This window comes from Stenotrophomonas sp. STEN240, from assembly GCF_056756175.1.
Window position 1 is genome coordinate 1 of sequence record NZ_JBRRBO010000062.1, and the last position, 20,103, is coordinate 20,103.

Below are 20,103 nucleotides of genomic sequence, written 5' to 3' on the forward strand. Positions count from 1 at the left end.
TCTCTCCTCTTCTTTGCTTATTGTTCTCGCTTCATTGCCCCCCCCCCCCCCGCCTCCCGGCACTACAGGTCCATGAAATGACTGTTCCAACATGCCTTTCTGTCCAAAAGGACAGCCGCCAGACAACATTCAAATGCAACTGTTTCAGGTTTGGTGCACCGCAAAATTGTGCTGATTTTTGCGGTAGGCTTGACGGGTTTCCGCTCTTCAGGCTCTACGTCTTAGATGAACGAGTACCGCAGCAGCGTTGTCTTCGCCACCCCCGATCTGCCCTTGCGCGACGATGTGCGCCGCCTTGGCGCGCTGGTCGGTGATCTGATTTCCGAACAGGTATCGCCCGGCTTCCTCGATGAGGTGGAAGACGTGCGCACCGCCGCCATCGCCCGCCGCGAAAGCCAGGCGCCATTGGCGCCGCTGAGCACGCAGTTGGCCGGCCGTTCGCCGCGGGATGCCGAAGCGTTGGTACGCGCCTTCAGCACCTATTTCCAGGTGGTCAATATCGCCGAACGCGTGCACCGCATCCGCCGCCGTCGTGACTACCAGCGTGCCGGCACCAAGCGTCCGCAGCCCGACGGTCTGCATGACGCGCTGCTTGCGCTCAAGGCGCAGGGCGTGACCCCGGAAGAACTGGCGCAGTGGCTGCCGCAGATCGATATCGAACCGGTGTTCACCGCGCACCCCACCGAAGCCGTGCGCCGTGCCCTGCTGGAAAAAGAACAGTTGATGGTCGCCGCCCTGGTCGACAACCTCGACGGCCAGCGCACACCCGGTGAACAGGCCGCCGATGCGGCGCGTTTCCGCATGGCGCTGACCGCCTCCTGGCAGACTGCAGACTCCTCGCCGGTGCGTCCCACCGTGGACGACGAGCGAGAGCACGTTGGCTTCTATCTCACCCGCGTGCTGTACCGGGTGATCCCGGTGTTCTACGAATCGCTGGAACAGGCCCTGCGCGATACCTGGGGGCGAACCTTGCCATTGCCGCGCCTGCTGCGCTTCGGTACCTGGGTGGGCGGCGACATGGATGGCAATCCCAATGTCGACGCCGGCACCATCACCAATACCTTGAATGCGCAACGCAGCGCCGTGCTCGGCCTGTACCTGAAAGACATGGTTGCGCTGGCCAGCCTGCTCAGCCAATCGACCGAACTGGTCGGTGTCAGCGACGCGGTGCAGGAGCGCTTGCAGGAATACCAGCAGCTGCTGCCACAGGTGAAGTCGCGCCCGCGTCATGCCGACATGCCGTATCGCCTGCTCAATGACCGCATGCGCGCGCGCCTGCAGGCCACGCTTGAAGATGCAGCCGGTGCGTACGAGTCGCCGGAAGAGTTCATCGCCGACATCCAGCTCATTCTGGACAGCCTTGAGGCCAACAAGGGCAAGCATGCCGGTTGGTTCTCGGTACGCCGCCTGTTGTGGCGCGTGCGCACCTTCGGCTTCCACCTGGCGCGCTTGGATGTGCGGCAGGAATCCAGCGTGCACTCACGCGCGCTGGCCGAAGTGCTGGGCGGGCAGGAGGCATTCGACGCGCTTGACGATGCTGCGCGCGCACAGCTGCTGTCGCCGTACGCGGCGGGCACCGAAGTGCTGGCGCAAGGCGAGGATGAGGCCGGCCAGCGTCTGGACAAGGTGTTCGCGGCACTGGCGGATGCACGTCGGCGTCACGGTGCCGATGCGCTGGGCAGCTACATCATTTCAATGGCGCATGATCGCGGCGATGTATTGGCCGTGCTGGCCTTGGCACGACGCGGTGGGCTGCTGGATGCCGACAACGCCGTGCCGCTGGATATCGCACCGCTGTTCGAAACCGTCGACGATCTGCAGCGCGGCACCGCAACGCTGCACGACCTGCTGGCCGACCCGGTCTATCGCGCGCACTTGGCCGCCCGCGACAACGTGCAGATGGTGATGCTGGGCTATTCGGACAGCGGCAAGGACGGCGGCATCGCCGCCTCGCGTTGGGGCTTGCAGCACGCACAGGTCGAACTGCTGGACGCTGCCGCCGAGTATGGCGTCAAGCTGACTTTCTTCCACGGCCGTGGTGGCTCGATCAGCCGCGGTGGCACCAGGACCACGCATGCGGTCAACGCATCGCCGCGCGGCAGCATCGGCGGCCGGCTGCGCGTTACCGAGCAGGGCGAGGTGATCCACCGCAAGTACGGCATCCGTGCGCTGGCACTGCGCTCGCTGGAGCAGTCTGCCGGTGCGGTGTTGCGCGCCAGCCTGCGCCCTCGTGCCAGCGAGCCGCGCGAGGAGCAATGGAAGCCGGTGATGGCGCTGGTGTCCGAGCAGAGTTCGGCCGCCTATCGGGCGTTTGTCGGCGATGCGCAGTTCATGAACTACTTCCGCCAGGCCACGCCGATCGATGTGATCGAGCGCATGACGCTGGGTTCACGCCCATCGCGGCGTCTGGGCCAGGATGCGGCGCTGACCAATCTGCGTGCGATTCCGTGGGTGTTTGCATGGAGCCAGGCGCGCGCGGTGATTCCGGGCTGGTTCGGCGTGGGCAGTGGCCTGCAGGCTGCCGCCGATGCCGGGCATGAGCAGACGCTGCGCGAGATGGCGCACGACTGGCCGTTCTTCGAAACCTTCCTCGACGATATGTCGATGGTGCTCAGCAAGGGCGATATCCACATCGCCGAGCAATTCTCCAAGCTGGCCGGTCCGCTGCACGAACAGTTCTTCCCGTTGATCCGCGAAGAACTGGCGCTGACCGCGCATTGGGTGAAGCGTTTGAGCGGCCAGCAGGAGTTGCTGGAGCAGGACCCGCGGCTGGCCCTGTCCATCCGCCTGCGCAACCCCTACATCGACCCGATCAGCATCCTGCAGGTAGATCTTCTGCAACGCTGGCGGGCAAGTGATCGCCAGGACGAAGGCCTGCTGAGAGCCCTCGTAGCCTGCGTGAACGGCGTATCGCAAGGCGTACAGAACACCGGCTGAGCCAGCTCTGCAGTGCCGAGCCATGCTCGGCAAGGGGCCTCACCAGCAATCCAAACTGTAGTGCCGAGCCATGTTCGGCAAGGGGCTCCACCAGCAATCCGAGCTGTAGTGCCGAGCCATGCTCGGCAAGGGCCTCACCAGCAATCCGAACCGTAGTGCCGAGCCATGCTCGGCAAGGGGCATCACCAGCAATCCAGAACCGTAGTGCCGAGCCATGCTCGGCAAGGGGTATGCACTGGTAAAGCGCCTGCCGAGCATGGCTCGGCACTACAGGTGGTCCGATGCACTGGCAGCTTCGCGGCTTACGCCGCTCCCACAGGATCTACAGCGCGGGCACCGACAGATCCGCCTCGCCTGACGGGTTGTTCTTGAGCAGCTCAAGATGCCGCTGTTCCATCTCCTGGCGTAGCTGGCGGCGGATCTGTGCGGCAGCAAAGCGGCGCTTCTCGTCGCTGTTCGTCGGCACCAGCGGCGGCACCGGCGTCGGCCGGCCATCGTCATCCACTGCCACCATGGTGAAGAAGCAGCTGTTGGCATGGCGCACTGCGTTCTTGCGGATATCTTCGGTCACGACCTTGATACCGACCTCCATCGAGGAGTTGCCGGTGTAGTTGACCGAGGCCAGGAAAGTGACCAGTTCGCCGACCGCGATGGGCTGGCGGAACGTCACCTGGTCCACCGACAAGGTCACCACGTAGTTGCCGGCGTAGCGGCTGGCACAGGCATAGGCAACCTGGTCGAGCAGGCGCAGGATCGCCCCGCCGTGGACCTTGCCGGAAAAATTGGCCATTTCCGGCGACATCAACACGGTCATCGACAGCTGGTGGGCTTTATGTTCGTTCATGGGGCTTACTGCCACGGCGGGAACAGCAGGCTACTCCAGCCGGCGTGCAGGCGGTAGGCACACCCGCGCCGCCGCGTAGAGCCGAGCCATGCTCGGCTGGGGCCTTGCTGGTAGAGCCTCTGCCGAGCATGGCTCGGCACTACGGGGATCCGACATCTGTATGGCCGAACCTACGCGGGCTTACTGGAAGTTGTAGCGCACCACGTGGAAGAACACAGGCGCGGAGAACACCACCGAATCCAGACGGTCGAGGATGCCGCCGTGGCCTTCGATCATCTCGCCCCAGTCCTTGGCGCCCAGGCTGCGCTTGACCGCCGACAGCGCCAGCCCGCCGAGGAAACCGCAGATCACGATCAGCAGCGACAAGTACGCGGACTGCAGCGGCGAGAACGGCGTGATCCAGTACAGTGCGGCGCCGACGCCGGTTGCCGCCAAGCCGCCGCCGACCAGCCCTTCAACGGTCTTGGACGGGCTGACCAGCGGGGCCAGCAGATGCTTGCCGAACAGCTTGCCGAACACGTACTGCAGCACGTCGCTGAGCTGTACCACCAGCAGCAGGTAGAACAGCAGCATCAGGTTCTGGCCTTCGTAGCCGGGGATGCGCAGCAGCATCAATGCCGGTGCGTGGCTGAGGCAGAACACGGTGAGCATCACGCCCCACTGGATCTTGGTGTTGCGCTCCAGGAAGTTCTCGGTGTCGCCCGACAATGCCGATATCGCCGGCAGTGCGAGGAAGCCGTATACCGGGATGCACATGACGAACAGGCCATACCAGTCGATACCGATCAGCCAGTACTGCAGCGGGATGGCGATGTAAAAGCACAGGCACAGCGCAAGGTGATCGCCGCGCCGCGTCGGCGTCAGCGAAATGAACTCACGCAGGGCGAAGAACGACAGCAGTCCGAAGAACACCAGCGTGGCGATCTTGCCGAGCACAAAGCAGAACAGCAGCACGGCGGCCATCACCCACCACGCACGGATGCGCGCGTTGAGGTTGTCGACCACCGAGCCGGGTTTGATCCGGCCGAGGATGAAGCCGATCGAGCTGGCGAAGATCAGTACGCCGAATACACCGCCGATCATCCACCAGAAGCTGGGCGGGGCGCGGTCGATGGCCTGCTGCAGGAAACTGCCCAGCGGCAGCTGTAGGAATACGTTGTTCATGCCAGCTCCACCACGGCGTTGCGGGCGCGTTCAAGGAACTGCGCCTTGTCCTCATCGGGAATGCGGGCCAAAGGCGCGCCGAAGCGTGCCGTGCACACCAGCGGCACCGGCACCATGCTGCCCTTGGGCAGCGCGCGCCGCGCGTTGTCCAGGTATACCGGCACCAGCTCCACATGCGGGAAGTGTTGGGCCAGATGGAACAGGCCGGCCTTGAACGGCAGCGGCAGCGGCTCCTGGTTGCGGGTGCCTTCCGGGAACAGGATCAGCGAATCACCGGCATTCAGCGCGTCATGCAGCGGCTGCAGCGGATCACCTTCGCACTTGCTGCGATCGCGCTCGATCAACACCGCATTGAAACCCTTGTCGGCGATGAGCTTGCGCACGCCCTTGCTCCAATAGTCGCGCGCCGCGACCGGGCGGGTGTGCTCGCGCAGTGCCGGTGGCAGTGCCGACCACAGCGCCACGGTATCCAGATGACTGGAATGGTTGGCGAAATAGATGCGCTGGGTGTCGTTGGGGCGGCTGCCAACCCAACGCGGGTAGGCACCAATGAAAACCTTGACGGCGGCGACCAGCAGGCTTGAAAGCATCAGGTGCTTGCCTTGAGTTGCGCGGCGATGGCGCGGGTGCGGGTAATGCAGGTCAGCAGCGAGCCGGCGGCGATGATGATGGCCGCAGCGGGCAGGACGTAGGCGGTATTGCCGACCAGCTGTTCGATGATGGCCAGCACACAGGCTGCGGTGAGCACGAACATGCGGTGCTGTTTGGCCATCGGCCCACGGAAGTCCTGGGCCAGGCCGAGGCTGGCGCCGGACAGGCGGACATAGGCGGTGAGTGCTGCCAGCAGCGCGCCCAACCAACCCAGCCAGGGCATGCCGGCGGCATAGCCGAGCGCGACGATCAGCAGCGAGTCGGCGATGCGGTCGGGGTATTCGTTGTAGAGCGCGCCGGTAGGCGTTTGCTTGCCGCCTTCCATAGCGACCATGCCGTCGAGCAGGTTGCAGATCAGGCGCAGCTGGATGCAGATCGCGCTGGTCAGCAGGCCGAGCAGATTCGGGGCTGCCAGCAGTCCTACCGCAGCGATGGCGGCGAAGAACACGCTGAGCACCGAGATCTGATTGGGTGTGATGGAAGAACGTGCCAGCGCGGCGCTCAGGCGTTGGGCCCAGCCGGTGGAACGGGCGGCAATTGGTCTACGGTCATTTTTCCCCATGGGCCGATGGTAGTGCATTGCTGGTGAGGGCGGGCAGAGTGGATGGCAGAAGGCGGTAACAGTGGTCTTGCCGGAGATGCTGCTTGAACCTTCGCCTTCGCCTTCGCCTTCGCCTTCGCCTTCGCCGTAGCCTTCGCCGTAGCTTTCGCCGTAGCCGTAGCCGTAGCCGTAGCTGTAGCCGTAGCTATAGCCGTAGCTATAGCCGTAGTTTTGGCTCTGGCTCTGGCTTTGGCTCTGGCTCTGGCTCTGGCTCTGGCTTTGGCTCTGGCTCTGGCTTTGGCTTTGGCTTTGGCTGTGGCTGTGGCTTTGGCTTTGGCTTTGGCTGTGGCTGTGGCTGTGGCTGTGGCTTGGCTGTCCCTTCTCCCGCTTGCGGGAGAAGGTGCCCGAAGGGCGGATGAGGGGGTTTTGGATTTTCTAGCCTTTGCTTTTGCTGAAGCCAGATCCAGGCCCAAAGCCAAAGCCAAAGCCAAAGCTGCCCTCATCCCAACCCTTCTCCCGCAGGCGGGAGAAGGGCTAAATCAACGGCAGAGCCAAAGCTGCAGCCACAGCCAAAGCTAAAGCCACAGCCACAGCCACAGCCAAAGCCAAAGCCAAAGCTGCCCTCATCCCAACCCTTCTCCCGCAGGCGGGAGAAGGGCTAAATCAACGGCAGAGCCAAAGCTGCAGCCACAGCCACAGCCAAAGCCACAGCCACAGCCACAGCCACAGCCACAGCCAACGTCAACGTCAAAGCCAACGTCAACGTCAAAGCCAACGTCAAAGCCAACGTCAAATCCAAATCCAATAAAAGTCACCGCCTTCGCAGGCACCAGGCTTTGGTCAAACGCTATGGCTGCAAGGAGATGGATCTGAGCGAGGAATCAGAGCGCCTGCAACTGCGCGCGCATCTGTGCATCGGGGAAACCAAGCGTGAGGTAGCGAGGAGGGTGAATATGCCGGCTGTCCTCCTGCAACAGGTGGCCAAGAACCGGCTGTGCCTGCTCCCAATCCACAACCAGCATGTCGGCCTCCTGGCCGTCGCCCGGCGTCACCAGCACGATGCGGTCGGTGCGGGGCAGTGAACTGACGACTCCCTCCGTCCAGGCGCATAGCGAGCGCTGCTCTTCGGTATGGAGCATGAAGTTGGCGACGAATACATCCTCCGCATGCTTCTCATGCACACGGTCCAGCGACTGCATCTGCTGTGCATAGGCGTTGGCATCCAACTCCAGCCGCAGTTGCCGTTGGCGCTCACGCAATTCCGCAGTAGCCAGTGCATGTGCATGCAGCCGCCCTTCGTCGTAGCGCAGCACTTCCCATGAAATGACACGGCCGTCGTTGAATGCATTGGCAGCCAGTTCAAGCATATGGGCCTGACCTTGCAGGTCGCCTTCGCCGGCAACCAGCAATACGTCGCGGCTGGCCAGCATGAACACCGGTAGCCCGGCGACCGGCACCCGGTGCAGCAGGTCCGGCAGCAGGGCACGGCTGCTGTCGTATGCGTCTGCCCACGCCGCCTGGTAGACACCGGGCATGACTTCGACGAAGGGCGTATCAGGGCTTTGCCGCAGATTGGCGCGGGCGACGGCCAAGGCCTGCTCGAAGTCGATGCCCCATGCCTCCTCCGGACCCCGGGTGAGTGTGGCGGTGTGGTCGGGATGGTCGACAGCCAGCAGTTCCACGCACTCCTCGCTGAGGCGCCGGTACTGCAGTTGCAACGGCGAAGCGTCCCAGCCCTCCTGCTCGGCATGGTGCAGCATCAACTCCTCGAGCTGGGTGATGCTGCGGACCAAGGGGCGCAGCAATGGCCGGACCTGCTCCCAGCTCATCGCCTCATCGTTGTCGTGGATGCCCAGCAAACGGCTGAAGGATTGCAATGTCTTGCGTTGTTGCCCGCGTGGCGCGCCCAGGTAGGCGTGATAGGCGTTGTGCAGGTTGAAGTAGGAGCCATTGGCGTGGCGGATGCGGAAGCTATCGGCCTCGTACTCCAATTCGTCCGGATAGCCATTGCCGCGCACGGCGTCCATGAACTTGCGGGCAAACCGATCCTGGTCGGGCTTGTCCTTGAAAAGATTGCCGATAAATGCCGAAAACATGCCAACGCTCCCTGTGTATGCGGCGCCATCGTGTGCGGACGGGCGGTCGCTTGGCAAGGGCGAAGCTACAAATGCGGACGGGCCGCTTGCGCGGCCCGTCCGGGTAGTACTTCACCTGCCGCTGAACTTACTTCAGCTTTGCAGCCTTGCGCAGGGCTTCGGCACGGTCGGTGTTTTCCCAGGAGAACGCAGTTGCGTTCTGGGTCTTGCCGTCGCCGTCGACGTACGAGAAGTCCTTCGGCTTGCGGCCGAAGTGGCCGTAGGCAGCGGTCTGCTGGTACATCGGGTGGATCAGGTCCAGCATCTTGATGATGCCGTACGGACGCAGGTCGAAGTGGGCGCGGATCAGCTTCTCGATCTGTGCGTCCGCAATCTTGCCGGTGCCGAAGGTGGTGACCGAGATCGAGGTCGGCTCGGCCACGCCGATGGCGTAGGAGACCTGCACTTCGCACTTGTCGGCCAGGCCAGCGGCAACCACGTTCTTGGCGACATAACGGGCAGCGTACGCGGCCGAACGGTCAACCTTGGACGGGTCCTTGCCCGAGAACGCACCGCCACCGTGACGGGCCATGCCGCCGTAGGTATCGACGATGATCTTGCGACCGGTCAGGCCGCAATCGCCCACCGGGCCGCCGATCACGAAGATGCCGGTCGGGTTGATGTGCACCTTGTTCTTGGCCAGCTTGTCCAGCCACGCCTTCGGCAGCACCGGCTTGAGGATGTGCTCGCGCACGGCCTCGACCAGGTCCTTCTGCTTCACGCCCGGGTCGTGCTGGGTCGACAGCACCACGGCATCAAGACCTTCGATCTTGCCGTCCTGGCCGTAACGCAGGGTCACCTGGCTCTTGGCGTCCGGGCGCAGCCACGGCAACGGCGAGTTCTTCTTCTTGCGGACCTTGGCCTGCTGCTCGACCAGACGGTGCGAGTAGTAGATCGGCGCCGGCATGAATTCCGGGGCTTCATTGCAGGCATAGCCGAACATCAGGCCCTGGTCGCCAGCGCCTTGCTCTTCCGGCTTCTTGGCCTTCTTGTTGGTGCCGTCAACGCCGGCAGCAATATCAGGCGACTGCTTGCCCAGCATGTTGATGATGGCGCAGGTGTGGCCGTCGAAGCCGACATCGGAGTTGTTGTAGCCGATCTCGTTGATGACGTTGCGGGTCAGTTCTTCGATATCGACCCACGCCGAGGTGGTCACTTCGCCGGCGACAATTGCCGCACCGGTCTTGACCAGGGTTTCGCAGGCCACGCGGGCGCGTTTGTCCTGGGTCAGGATCGCGTCCAGCACCGCATCGGAGATCTGGTCGGCAATCTTGTCCGGATGGCCTTCGGAGACCGATTCGGAGGTGAACAGGTAGCTGGACATCGGGCTATATATCCCTTGATTCGGATGGAAAGATGGGTGCGGATGATACACGCTCGGCACCGCAACGGAATAGTGCCGATGCATTTGTTGCCATCCGGTTAAGGCGGGGTCACCGGATTGCCGCAAAACCGCAATCGAGCTGCCTTGTAACAGGCGCAGGCTCCCGGCCAATGGGCCGTCAGGGAGACCTTGCCATGCAACAGATCGCGCAGCGCCTGCAGCAACGCTACCCCGATTGGTTCCACGGCCCGCGCCGCCATCTGGCCCGGCCGCTATTGCACACAGTGGGACGCTGGTCACGTTTTGACCAGTTGGACGCCTTCCTGCAGCGCAGTGCCGGGCTGCAAGGCTTCGCCTTTGTCAGCGCCGCGCTCGGCTTCCTGGATGCCGACTACACGGTCGATGCTGCGGCCTTGGCGCGGGTGCCGGCCAGCGGCCGCCTGTTGATAGTCGCCAACCACCCCTCCGGGGCCTTGGATGCGCTGGCCCTGCTGGATGCGGTGGGCAAGGTGCGCTGCGATGTGCGGATCATCGCCAACGACATGCTGCTGGAGCTGGAACCGCTGCGCGAGTTGCTGCTGCCGGTGCGCATCCTCGGCGGCCGTGCCCAGCGGGCCAGCCTGCAGGCGGTGGAGCAGGCGCTGCAGGCCGAGCAGTGCGTGATCGTGTTCCCTGCCGGTGAGGTCTCGCGGCTGTCGTTGCAGGGCATCCGCGATGGCCGCTGGAACCGCGGCTTTGTCCGCTTTGCCCGCGCCTGTGCGGCACCGGTGCTGCCGGTGCGTGTGCAGGCGCGCAATTCGGCCCTGTTCTATGGCGCCTCGGCGCTGTTCAAGCCGGCCGGGACCGCCTTGCTGGCGCGGGAAATGTTCGCTCGCCGCAAGCGACCACTGCGCCTGCAGATCGGCCAGCTGATGCGGCTGGATGCGCAACAGGACCCGGCACGGCAGCTGCAAGCGGTGCGTGATGCGCTGTATGCGCTGGGTAAGGAGCAGCAGGGCGCCGAGCTGCAGGAGAGCAGCCCGCAGCCTTTGGCCGAACCGGTTGCTGCCGCCCAGGTCGCCGCCGCCATTGAGGCGACGGAACTGCTCGGCCAGACCGGCGACGGCAAGCAGATCCGGCTGGCCCAATGCACCGCCAACTCGCCCTTGCTGCTGGAACTGGGCCGGCTGCGCGAGCTGACCTTCCGCCAGGTGGGCGAGGGCACCGGCCGTAGCCGCGATCTGGATGACTTCGACCCGCTCTACCAGCACATCGTGGTTTGGGACGCGCCGGCCCAGCGCATTGCCGGTGCCTATCGGGTCATGCGCGGTGCCCCGGCGCTGGCGCGCAGCGGCCTGCAGGGCCTGTATACCGCCGGCTTGTTCCGCTACTCGGACGATGCCATCCCGCGCATCGCCGAAGGCATGGAGCTGGGCCGCAGTTTCGTGGTGCCCGACTATTGGGGCAGCCGCAGCTTGGATTATCTGTGGCAGGGCATTGGTGCGTACCTTGCCAGCCAACCGGGCATCCGTTATCTGTTCGGCGCGGTGTCGATCAGTGCCGCGCTGCCACGCGCCGCGCGCGAACAGCTGGTGGCGTATTACCAGCAGTATTACGGCGCCAGCCGCAGCCTGGCGGAGTCGAACCGGCCGTTCCAGTACTTCGCCGCGCCACCGAGTTTCGGTGCCTTGGATGCAGCGGCCGCATTCGATGTGCTCAAGGCCAATCTGGCAACGCTGGGCACCAGCGTGCCGACGCTGTACCGGCAGTACACCGACCTGTGCGAACCCGGCGGCGCGCGTTTCCTTGCATTCGGGGTGGATCCGGATTTCAGCGATTCCATCGACGGGTTGATCGAAGTGGACCTGCAGGCCATCCGCCCGCACAAGCGCAAACGCTATCTGCGTGATGCCGGAGCACTGGCATGAGCGCGGTGCCGGTGCTGCCGCCGCATCGGCGCGCGGTGTTCATCTCCGACACGCATCTTGGCGCGCGCCATTGCCATGCGGCCGAGCTCGCACGCTTCCTGGGCGGCCTGCGCTGCGAGCGGCTGTATCTGGTGGGCGATATCGTCGACCTGTGGTGGCTTGCGCACAAACGTGCGACCTGGCGGCAGGCACATAACGAGGTGATCGAAGCGCTGCAGGCCTTGCGTCGTGCCGGCACCGAGATCATCTACATCCCCGGCAACCACGATGCACCGCTGCGTCGCACCTGTGGCTTGATGCTGCCGGCCATGCAGGTGCGCCGCCGCGCCATCCACACCACCGCCGATGGCCGCCGCCTGCTGGTGGTGCATGGCGATGACTACGACGCCGCCACGCATTTCGGCGGGCTGCAGGAGCGCTTCGGCGATTGGCTGTATTACCGCATCCTTGGCGGCAACCGCCTGCTCAATGCCGCCCGGCGCAGGCTTGGTCTGCGCTACTGGTCGTTGTCGGAATTCCTCAAGCGGCGCAGTGGGGCGGCCGAGCGCTATATCGAGCGCTTCGTACAGGCGGGCCTGGCTGACGTGCGCCGGCGCGGCCTCGATGGCATCGTCTGCGGCCATATCCACCGCGCCGCGCTGATCGAGCGCGATGGCCTGATCTACGCCAACGACGGTGACTGGGTGGAAAGCCTGACCGCGCTGGCTGAAGACCCGGATGGCAGCCTGCGCCTGCTCGATCATTCAGGCCGCAGCCTGGCTTGTTTGCCAGGCGCCGTGCGGCTGGCACAGGCCGCCTGATCTGCCGACTGACTTCTTCCTCACCCGTTGGGCGGCTATGCTGGGTCCAGCCGACGAGCAGGGAGTATCGGGGTGGCAGGCAAGCAGCCAACATCGGTAGCGATAGGGTTGTGGATGCTGCTGGTGCCGCTGGCAGCGGCCGCCGAGGCCGTGCCGGCGCTGAGCTACGAGCAGGCGCGGCAGCGTCTGGAAGAGGTATCCGATGCGCTGGCCGCAGCCGATGCGGGGGTGCGCAACAAGCAGGACCTGCAGGATGCCAGCCGCTATCTGCGGCTGCCGGAAATCACCGCCGACGTTCGCCGCATGCAGTTCCAGAAAACCCTGAGCCTGCCGCTGGGGTCATTGGCACCGGTTGCCGAGGCCTTCGGCATCGAGTCACCGTTGGAATTCGGCGAGCGTGACTGGCGCACCCGCCCCATCGTCACTGCCAGCGTGCCTTTGTACAGCGGTGGCTTGATACCCGCCGCGCAAGGGGCTGCGGAGGCCGCCACCGAGCTGGCCCAGGCCGAGCGCGAAGTACAACGGCAGTCGTTGTCGCTGCAGCTGGTGCAGGCCTACTTCGGCCAGCAGCTGGCCGAGCAGGCATTGCAGGTGCGGCGCGACGTGCGTGATGGCCTGCAGCGGCACCTTGAGGATGCACAAAAGCTTGAGCGCGAGGGCTTCGCCACCAAGGCGCAGCGCTTGCAGGCCAACGTGGCCCGGGACAAGGCCGAGCGCGAATACCAGAAGGCGGTCAACGATCTGTCCACTCTGCAGCAGGCGCTGGCTACGTTGCTGCGCAGCGGTGGCACGGTTGCCACCAGCTCGCCGCTGTTCGTGATCAGCGGCCCGGTCGGTGCACGCGAGGCGTTCGAGCGCAGTGCCCAGCAGCGGCATCCGCAGATCGGTCGGCTGCGCGCGCTGACCGCGCAGGCCGAGCAGGGCGTGCGAGCGCAGCAGGCCAAACTCAAACCGCAGATCTACCTGTTCGGCCAGTACGACCTGCGCCGCCGTGATGCGCTGCTGAGCGATGCCGACTGGGCGTTTGGCATCGGCCTGCGTTACACCTTCCTGTCGCCCACGGCGCGGCCGTTGCAGGTCAGCGCGGCGCGGGCGCAGCTGGAGCAGGCGCAGTCGGGCCTGGATGAAGTGGAAAACCAGTTGCAGCTGGGCGTGGGCAAGGCCTGGAACGAACTGGAGACCGCACGTGCACAGTTCCGGCTGTTGGACAGCAGCATCGCCCACGCCGAGGAAAACCAGCGCCTGCAGGAATTGTCTTTCCGCGAAGGCCAGTCCACCTCGCTGGATGTGATCGACGCACGCCTGGCATTGGGGGCTGCGCAGGTGGAACGGGCGCAGGCCGCCTATCAGTTCGATGTGGCGCTGGCACAGCTGCTGGAAGTGAGTGGGCAGCTGCAGGATTTTGACGACTACCGCCAACGCGCGGACAAGGTGCTGGAATGAGCGATTCGCTGCAGGTGGAAACCAGCCCGCGGCAGCGCCGCGTGTTTCTGATTGCCGGCGTGGTGTTGCTGGCACTGGTGGGGCTCGGCCTGTGGTTGGGGCTGCGCAGCCCGCAGGACCAGGTGCAGGGCATGGCCGATGCCGACAACGTCAATGTCGCCGCCAAGGTCACCGCGCGCCTGCGCCAGCTGCATGTACGCGAAGGTGACCGGGTGAGCGCCGGGCAGGTGTTGTTTGAACTGGACAGCCCCGAAGTGGCCGCCAAGGAGCGCCAGGCCGATGCGGTGGTGGCGGCGGCCAAGGCGATGGCGGCCAAGGCCGAGGACGGCGCGCGCAGCGAAGACATCCGTGCGGCCGAAGCCAACTGGAAGCGTGCGTTGGCCGGCGCGGAGCTGGCCACCAGCACCTTCCGGCGGCTCGATAATCTGTATGCCGAGGGTGTGGTGAGCCGGCAGAAGCGCGATGAGGCCCAGGCCCAGGCCCGCAGTTCCAACGAGTTGGCGCGGGCGGCGCGGGCGCAGTACGACCAGGCACTGGCGGGTGCGCGGGTGGAGGACAAGGAGGCGGCGCAGGCGCAGGTACGCCAGGCTGAAGGCGCCAAGGCCGAGGTGGATGCCGCCCGCCAGGAAACCGAAGGCCGCGCACCGTTGGCGGGCGAGGTGGGCAAGCGCATGGCCGACATCGGCGAACTGGTGCCGGCCGGCTACCCGGTGTTCACCCTGGTCGACATCGACCACATGTGGGTGGCGCTGAACCTGCGCGAGGACCAGATGAACGGGCTCAAGCCCGGCGCTCGCCTGCAGGGCTCGATACCGGCGCTGCAGGGGCGCAGTGCCACGTTCGAGGTCTACTTCATCAGCCCGGCCGGTGATTACGCCACCTGGCGCAGCACCCGCCAGTCGTCCGGCTACGACGTGCGCAGCTTCGAGGTGCGGGCGCGGCCGCAGCAGCCGATCGAGGGATTCCGGCCGGGCATGAGCGTGCTGTTTGCATGGCCGCAGGACTGACACCGGGCAAGGCCTTCACCGCCTCATTGCGGCGTGAGCTGCGGCACTGGCGCAGCGACCGCTGGGAGCTGGCGTTGGTGACGGTGCTGCCGCTGCTGTTGATGGCGCTGATGATGTGGTTGTTCTCCGGCTCGGTGCTGCGGCAGGTGCCGATCGCCGTGGTTGACCTGGACCGCAGCCCGATCAGTCGCGGCCTGGCGCGCGCGCTTGATGACAGCCCGGGTGTACGGGTGGCGACCGAGCCGGCCTCGCTGCAACAGGCGCAGGCGCAGCTGCGCGCGCTGGATGTGTTCGCCATCGTGCTGATGCCGCGCGACCTCAGCCGGCATGCGCTGCGTGCCGAACCGGCGCCGCTGTATGCGTTCTACAACGCCACCTACATGGCCACCGGGCAATCGGCCGGGCGTGATATCGCCGATGCGGTGAGCGCCTACAACGCGCAGCTGCTCAAAGGACAGATAGGCCTGCAGGTTGGCCCGGCAAAGCTGCGCGGCGCACCGGTGACGGTGCAGGCCACCGTGTTGTACAACCCGGCGCGCAGCTACGAGTTGTTCCTGCTGCCGTTGATTCTGCCCGCGATGCTGTCGTTGCTGGCGGCGCTCGCCGCCGGTGCTGCATTTGGTCGCGAGCAGCGCGATGGCTTGCTGGGCAACTGGCTGCAGCAGCGGCCGTGGGCGGCGATGGCCGGCAAACTTTTTCCCTATGTCGCGCTGTTCTCGCTGTACGGCGTGCTGGGGGTGATGTATCTGGCCTATGTGCGCGGCGATGGCGTGGCCGGCAGCCTGTGGCTGATACTGCTGGCGCAACCGCTGTTCTATCTGGCCAGCTGCAGTTTCGCGCTGCTGTTCATCGCGGTGACCCGTGACACCTGCAGCGGGCTGTCGGCGGTAGGTCTTACCATCGGCACCGCGCTGGCGTTTTCCGGCGCGACCTTTCCGGTGATCGAAGCGCCGTTGTTCACCCGTGTCTGGAACACACTGCTGCCACTCACCGCCTATGTGCAGGTGCAGATGCAGCAGATGTTCATGGGCGCGCCGTGGCAGCTGTCGCTGCGCCCGCTGGCGATCCTGCTGTTGATGAGCCTGCTGGTGGGCGGCCTTGGTGCGGCCCTGCTGCTGCGGATGGCGCGGCAACCGCAGGTGCGTGCGTGAGCGGCTTCATTGCCAGCTTCCGGCTCACCCTGCAGGCGATGTTCGCCGACCCGGCAGCGCGCACGGTGATGATAGGTGCGGTGCTGCTGTATTCGTTCTTTTACCCGGCGGCGTACCGTCACCAGGTTGCCAGTGACCTGCCGATCGCAGTGGTGGATGCCGACCACAGTGCGACCAGCCGCGAGCTGATCCGGCATGTGGATGCGCTGCATGCGGTGCGCGTGGTCAGCCAGCCAACCGATCTGGCCCAGGCCCGGCAGCAACTGCTGGCTGGCGAGGTGGACGGCATCGTGCTGATCCCGCGGCGGCTGGAGCGCGACATCCTGCGCGGCGGCAGCGGCCAACTGGTATTGCTGGGCAACGGCGCCTACCTGAGCCGGGCCAGCGCCATCCTCAATGGTCTTGCCGAGGGCATCACGGCTTTTGGCGGCGAGCAGGCGCGGCGCCAGGCCGCGTTCATGGGTGCGCCACAGGCACCGCCGCTGCAGCTTGTGCAGCGGCCGCTATACAACACCCGCGAAGGCTATGGCAGCAGCGTGGTGCCGGGCGTATCGGAACTGATCGTGCACCAGACCCTGCTGCTCGGCATCGGCGTTCTATTGGGCAGTCGTCGTGCGCAGTTGGGCCGGCGCCTGCACTTCGACCTGCCAACCCTGTCGGGCATGGCCGTGGCATTCGGGGTGGTGGCGGTGGGCGGGCTGCTTTACTACGTCGGGTTCACCGCCTGGGCGCAGGATTACCCGCGTGGCGGCAACATCCCCGGCCTGCTGCTGGCCGTGCTTTTGTTCGCGCTGGCGACGGTGCCGTTCGGGATGTTCATCGCCAGCTTCTTCGATACCCGTGAGCGTGCCTTCCAGTACATTACGGCGGTTTCGATCCCGCTGTTTTTCCTGTCCAACCTGTCCTGGCCGGCCTTGGCGTCGCCGCCGGCCTTGGTGGCACTGGCCAAGTTGTTGCCCACCACCGCGGGAATCAATGCCATCGTCCGCACCCAGCAGTTGGGCGCGCGCGTGCCGGAAGTTGGCGGCGAGCTGCTCAATCTGTTGTTGCTGGCGGTGCTTTACAGCGGCCTGATGCTGTGGCGGCTGGGCGGCAAGCGGCAGCACTGAAGCTGGCGCCGGCTGCTAGCATCGGCGCATGGATTCCCTCAGTCAGATTGTTCTCGGTGGCGCCATTGCCGCCGCCATCACGCCCGCCGCCCATCGCCGTGCGGCCCTGCTTGCCGGCGCAGCGCTGGCGACCCTGCCGGATCTGGACGGGCTGCTGATCATGGCCTTCACCGACAACCCGGTGAGCCTGATGACGGTGCATCGCAGTTTCAGCCATTCGCTATTCGTGCTGCCCTTGCTGGGCACGCTGATCTGGTGGCTGTACAAGCGCTTCGGGCATGGCCGGGTGGCACAGGCGCCCGCGCGCTGGTGGTGGGCAATGGTGCTGGCCTTGGTCACGCATCCGTTGCTGGATGCCTTCACCGTTTACGGCACGCAGTTGTGGTGGCCGCTGACGCCGCCACCGACGATGTGGTCCAGCGTCTTCATCATCGATCCGCTGTATACGATCTGGCTGCTGCTTGCCTGCGCAATTGCCTGGTTCGCCCGCGCCCGGCCATTGGCGCAACGCGCGCTGGTGGCTGGGTTGGTGTTGAGCACGGGTTATCTGGGTTGGTCGTTGATTGCCAAGGCGCAGGTCGACCGCGTCGCCGCACAGTCGTTGGCGCATATGGGGCTGGCCGATGCGCCGCGCTTCTCGGTGCCGATGCCGTTCAATACCTTGTTGTGGCGGGTGGTGGCGATGACCCCGCAGGGCTATGTGGTCGGTGATCGTTCGCTATGGGCCGATCACGGGCCGATGCAGTTCCAGGGCTATCCGTCGAACGTGCAGGCCTTGCGCCAGGCCGGCGGTGTGCCGGCGGTGCAGCGGTTGAACTGGTTCAATCAAGGTTTCATGCGCGCGCAGGTAGTGGACGGCGAACTGGTCCTGAGCGATCTGCGGATGGGGCTGGAGCCGGACTACAACTTCAATTTCGCCGTCGCCCGCGAACATGACGGCCAATGGCAGGCGATGGCGCCGCGCCAGGTCCTGCCCGCGTACCGGCAGGACGGCAACCGCGATGTGCTCAAGCAACGCTTGGCGCAGATGTGGCAGCGCATCTGGCAGGCGCCGGCGACCACCGGCGCCGCCAGTACTCAGTAGACCGTGGCGCGGGCCTGCACGAAGGAATAGAAGAACACCGCATTTGGGTCGTTCTGCACCTGGGTGAACTCGCTGCGCATGCCTTCCACCGTGGCCTGGTCAACCTTGCCGGCCTCCAGCAGCTGCTCGGCCGCCGACAGCAGCAGTTCTTCCCATAGCGCGAACATCACCTTGCGTCGCGCCGGCTCGCGGTTGTCCAGGTGCACGGTCTTGGTCTGCGTCTGCACATCACGGAAGCCGCCGGCCAGCAGCAGATTGCCGAGCTTGGCGCCTACAAACGGGTCGCCGCCGCTGTCGATCTGGAAATCATTGAAGGCCATCCAGTAGCGCCACAGGTTGGGCGAGTAGGGATCCAGCAGGAAGGATGCATTCATCACCTCGGTGACGAACACCGGCGACCCCGGGCTCAACACCCGCCGCACTTCGGCCAGGGCGCGGGCGGGCGAGGGCACGTGCTCCAGCACCCAGCACAGGAAGGCGCCGTCGAAACTGCGCGGCTCGAACGGCAGGTCGGTGGCATTGGCGCGCTGGAACTCGACGCGCTCGCGCAGCCATGGCATTTCCGCCAGATGCGCGTTGGCGGCGGCGAGCTGACGTTCGTTCAGATCGATGCCGGTGACCCGAAGGTCGGGGAAGCGACGCAGCAGGATTTCGGTCTGCGCGCCGACGCCACTGCCCACCTCAAGGATATGGCGGGCATTGCGGAAATCGATGTCGTGGAAGATCGCCGGCTCGAACAGGCGCGCCTGTTTGCGCAACCGGGTCTGTTCGGTCGCGGAGAAGCCATGCAGGTAGGGGAAGTCGTTGAGGGTCATAAAACGATGCTGTGCAGTGATCGCACAAGTATCGCCAGGCGGTGTTACTGCGGCGCATGCGTAACGGAACCCAGTATTGCGGTGCCGCAGCCAATGTCGCTGCGCTGCGGGTTTGCGGGCAGCGGTTGCTGATCACGATTGCTCATGGAAATTGACCGCTTTGGAATAAGGGTTCGGCGCGAGTCTGGATTGGACCTGCCCGGAGATGCCTCGCCTTGGAGCCGCTCGGCGCACATTTGTTCCGAAATTGAAACGATTTATTGAAATATAAGTAATTGTTCTAAATTTGGTGGCAAATACAATGGGCGCCATCAAGCAAAGCCCGGCGCTGTTGCCGGTCTGCTTTCTCTTCAGGAACGCCCATGAACAGCCAAGTCATCTCCCTGTACAAGAAACGCCGATCCCAGTACGCCCTGGGCAAGCAGCTGCCGATCAGCCAGGACGACACCAGCAGCCTGATCAAGCAGGCCATGCGGGAAGCGCCGTCGGCCTTCAACGCCCAGTCCTCGCGCGCGCTGATCCTGTTCGGCGACCACAGCCAGAAGTTCTGGGAGCTGACCAAGGAAGAACTGCGCAAGATCGTACCGGCCGAGGGCTTTGCCGCCACCGAGGCCAAGCTCAACAGCTTTGCTGCCGGCGCCGGCACGGTGCTGTACTTCGTTGATACCGACGTGGTGAAGGGCCTGCAGGAGCAGTTCGCCCTGTATGCCGACAATTTCCCGGTGTGGGCCGAGCAGTCCAACGGCATGGCCCAGTTCGCGGTATGGACCGCGCTGGCCGATGCCGGCGTAGGCGCCAGCCTGCAGCACTACAACCCGCTGGTCGACGAAATGGTGCGCAAGCACTGGGGCGTGAATGGCAACTGGCAGCTGCGTGCGCAGATGCCGTTCGGCTCCAACGAAGCGGCGCTGGGCGAAAAGACCTTCATGGAAGACGAAGCCCGTTTCAAGGTTTTCGGCTGATCCACCCCGGCGCGGTTCTCTCCCCCGCGCGCCGATGGCAGTCGAGTGGGCTCACCGGCAAATGCCGGTGAGCCCATTTTTGTAGTGCCGAGCCATGCTCGGCAGAGGTTTCATGCACAAACCCATACGTTGCCGGTAACACCCCAGCCGAGCATGGCTCGGCGCTACAGAAGCGGGGCTGTGTAGTGCCGAGCCATGCTCGGCAAAGGCTTCATGCACTGTCCAGACG

At 65.0% G+C, this 20,103-nt stretch carries 16 protein-coding genes; 9 read left to right on the forward strand and 7 right to left on the reverse strand.

Annotation, left to right across the window (positions count from 1 at the left end; genetic code table 11):
• Positions 1–225: 225 nt before the first annotated feature.
• On the forward strand, positions 226–2,937 hold the full coding sequence (ppc, locus tag ACVOKO_RS18115) for a phosphoenolpyruvate carboxylase (RefSeq protein WP_346500533.1): 2,712 nt from the start codon (positions 226–228) through the stop codon (positions 2,935–2,937).
• Positions 2,938–3,259: 322 nt separating this feature from the next.
• On the opposite strand, the gene ACVOKO_RS18120 is transcribed toward ppc, so the two are convergent.
• The 6 genes from ACVOKO_RS18120 to metK form a co-directional block, all read right to left on the reverse strand.
• Complete coding sequence (locus ACVOKO_RS18120; RefSeq protein ID WP_346500535.1) at positions 3,260–3,781, reverse strand: acyl-CoA thioesterase; 522 nt, start codon at positions 3,779–3,781, stop codon at positions 3,260–3,262.
• Positions 3,782–3,961: 180 nt separating this feature from the next.
• On the reverse strand, positions 3,962–4,864 hold the full coding sequence (locus ACVOKO_RS18125) for a phosphatidate cytidylyltransferase (RefSeq protein ID WP_346500557.1): 903 nt from the start codon (positions 4,862–4,864) through the stop codon (positions 3,962–3,964).
• A 77-nt stretch (positions 4,865–4,941) separates the two neighbouring features.
• Positions 4,942–5,535, reverse strand: a complete 594-nt coding sequence (locus tag ACVOKO_RS18130) for a lysophospholipid acyltransferase family protein (protein ID WP_211263679.1) — start codon at positions 5,533–5,535, stop codon at positions 4,942–4,944.
• Positions 5,535–6,158 carry a CDP-alcohol phosphatidyltransferase family protein gene (locus ACVOKO_RS18135; protein ID WP_346500538.1) on the reverse strand — a complete coding sequence of 208 codons (624 nt, stop codon included), beginning with the start codon at positions 6,156–6,158 and terminating at the stop codon, positions 5,535–5,537. Before ACVOKO_RS18135 ends, ACVOKO_RS18130 begins: the two co-directional genes overlap by 1 nt.
• A gap of 860 nt (positions 6,159–7,018) precedes the next feature.
• Complete coding sequence (locus tag ACVOKO_RS18140) at positions 7,019–8,233, reverse strand: DUF1444 domain-containing protein (protein WP_346500540.1); 1,215 nt, start codon at positions 8,231–8,233, stop codon at positions 7,019–7,021.
• 127 nt (positions 8,234–8,360) lie between these two features.
• Positions 8,361–9,596 (reverse strand): methionine adenosyltransferase, encoded by a 1,236-nt coding sequence (gene metK / locus ACVOKO_RS18145; RefSeq protein WP_346500542.1) that lies wholly within the window; start codon positions 9,594–9,596, stop codon positions 8,361–8,363.
• Positions 9,597–9,790: 194 nt separating this feature from the next.
• Between metK and olsF the strand changes: the two genes are divergently transcribed.
• The 7 genes from olsF (at position 9,791) to ACVOKO_RS18180 (ending at position 18,097) form a co-directional block, all read left to right on the forward strand.
• A complete protein-coding gene (gene olsF / locus ACVOKO_RS18150) occupies positions 9,791–11,503 on the forward strand; it encodes a bifunctional ornithine lipid synthase OlsF (RefSeq protein WP_346500544.1) in 1,713 nt (570 codons plus the stop codon).
• Positions 11,500–12,303 carry a UDP-2,3-diacylglucosamine diphosphatase gene (locus tag ACVOKO_RS18155; protein ID WP_346500546.1) on the forward strand — a complete coding sequence of 268 codons (804 nt, stop codon included), beginning with the start codon at positions 11,500–11,502 and terminating at the stop codon, positions 12,301–12,303. The genes olsF and ACVOKO_RS18155 overlap by 4 nt, the downstream gene beginning before the upstream one ends.
• A 114-nt stretch (positions 12,304–12,417) precedes the next feature.
• Positions 12,418–13,746, forward strand: coding sequence for a TolC family protein (locus tag ACVOKO_RS18160; protein ID WP_346500559.1), 1,329 nt, complete (start codon positions 12,418–12,420; stop codon positions 13,744–13,746).
• Positions 13,743–14,753, forward strand: a complete 1,011-nt coding sequence (locus ACVOKO_RS18165; RefSeq protein WP_346500548.1) for an HlyD family secretion protein — start codon at positions 13,743–13,745, stop codon at positions 14,751–14,753. Before ACVOKO_RS18160 ends, ACVOKO_RS18165 begins: the two co-directional genes overlap by 4 nt.
• Positions 14,738–15,904 (forward strand): ABC transporter permease, encoded by a 1,167-nt coding sequence (locus ACVOKO_RS18170; protein ID WP_346500550.1) that lies wholly within the window; start codon positions 14,738–14,740, stop codon positions 15,902–15,904. The genes ACVOKO_RS18165 and ACVOKO_RS18170 overlap by 16 nt, the downstream gene beginning before the upstream one ends.
• Positions 15,901–17,013 (forward strand): ABC transporter permease, encoded by a 1,113-nt coding sequence (locus ACVOKO_RS18175; RefSeq protein WP_430980814.1) that lies wholly within the window; start codon positions 15,901–15,903, stop codon positions 17,011–17,013. Before ACVOKO_RS18170 ends, ACVOKO_RS18175 begins: the two co-directional genes overlap by 4 nt.
• A gap of 28 nt (positions 17,014–17,041) precedes the next feature.
• The gene (locus tag ACVOKO_RS18180) at positions 17,042–18,097 is read left to right on the forward strand and encodes a metal-dependent hydrolase (protein ID WP_346500552.1); all 1,056 of its coding nucleotides are present in this window, start codon (positions 17,042–17,044) and stop codon (positions 18,095–18,097) included.
• Here ACVOKO_RS18180 and ACVOKO_RS18185 read toward each other — a convergent pair.
• Positions 18,091–18,912, reverse strand: coding sequence for a methyltransferase domain-containing protein (locus ACVOKO_RS18185; protein WP_057630735.1), 822 nt, complete (start codon positions 18,910–18,912; stop codon positions 18,091–18,093). The two genes, ACVOKO_RS18180 and ACVOKO_RS18185, sit on opposite strands and share 7 nt — an antisense overlap.
• A gap of 362 nt (positions 18,913–19,274) precedes the next feature.
• Between ACVOKO_RS18185 and ACVOKO_RS18190 the strand changes: the two genes are divergently transcribed.
• Entirely contained in the window at positions 19,275–19,874 is a 600-nt protein-coding gene (locus tag ACVOKO_RS18190; RefSeq protein WP_346500555.1) for a nitroreductase family protein, read from the forward strand.
• Positions 19,875–20,103: the final 229 nt, after the last annotated feature.

Coding starts and splice junctions, on each gene's coding strand:
- ACVOKO_RS18135 (WP_346500538.1), bottom strand. CDS start 6,158: ATGGGGAAAAATGACCGTAGACCAATTGCCGCCCGTTCCACCGGCTGG.
- ACVOKO_RS18155 (WP_346500546.1), top strand. CDS start 11,500: ATGAGCGCGGTGCCGGTGCTGCCGCCGCATCGGCGCGCGGTGTTCATC.
- ACVOKO_RS18120 (WP_346500535.1), bottom strand. CDS start 3,781: ATGAACGAACATAAAGCCCACCAGCTGTCGATGACCGTGTTGATGTCG.
- olsF (WP_346500544.1), top strand. CDS start 9,791: ATGCAACAGATCGCGCAGCGCCTGCAGCAACGCTACCCCGATTGGTTC.
- ACVOKO_RS18160 (WP_346500559.1), top strand. CDS start 12,418: ATGCTGCTGGTGCCGCTGGCAGCGGCCGCCGAGGCCGTGCCGGCGCTG.
- ACVOKO_RS18140 (WP_346500540.1), bottom strand. CDS start 8,233: ATGTTTTCGGCATTTATCGGCAATCTTTTCAAGGACAAGCCCGACCAG.
- ACVOKO_RS18165 (WP_346500548.1), top strand. CDS start 13,743: ATGAGCGATTCGCTGCAGGTGGAAACCAGCCCGCGGCAGCGCCGCGTG.
- ppc (WP_346500533.1), top strand. CDS start 226: ATGAACGAGTACCGCAGCAGCGTTGTCTTCGCCACCCCCGATCTGCCC.
- ACVOKO_RS18130 (WP_211263679.1), bottom strand. CDS start 5,535: ATGCTTTCAAGCCTGCTGGTCGCCGCCGTCAAGGTTTTCATTGGTGCC.
- ACVOKO_RS18170 (WP_346500550.1), top strand. CDS start 14,738: ATGGCCGCAGGACTGACACCGGGCAAGGCCTTCACCGCCTCATTGCGG.
- ACVOKO_RS18125 (WP_346500557.1), bottom strand. CDS start 4,864: ATGATCGGCGGTGTATTCGGCGTACTGATCTTCGCCAGCTCGATCGGC.
- ACVOKO_RS18190 (WP_346500555.1), top strand. CDS start 19,275: ATGAACAGCCAAGTCATCTCCCTGTACAAGAAACGCCGATCCCAGTAC.
- metK (WP_346500542.1), bottom strand. CDS start 9,596: ATGTCCAGCTACCTGTTCACCTCCGAATCGGTCTCCGAAGGCCATCCG.
- ACVOKO_RS18185 (WP_057630735.1), bottom strand. CDS start 18,912: ATGACCCTCAACGACTTCCCCTACCTGCATGGCTTCTCCGCGACCGAA.
- ACVOKO_RS18180 (WP_346500552.1), top strand. CDS start 17,042: ATGGATTCCCTCAGTCAGATTGTTCTCGGTGGCGCCATTGCCGCCGCC.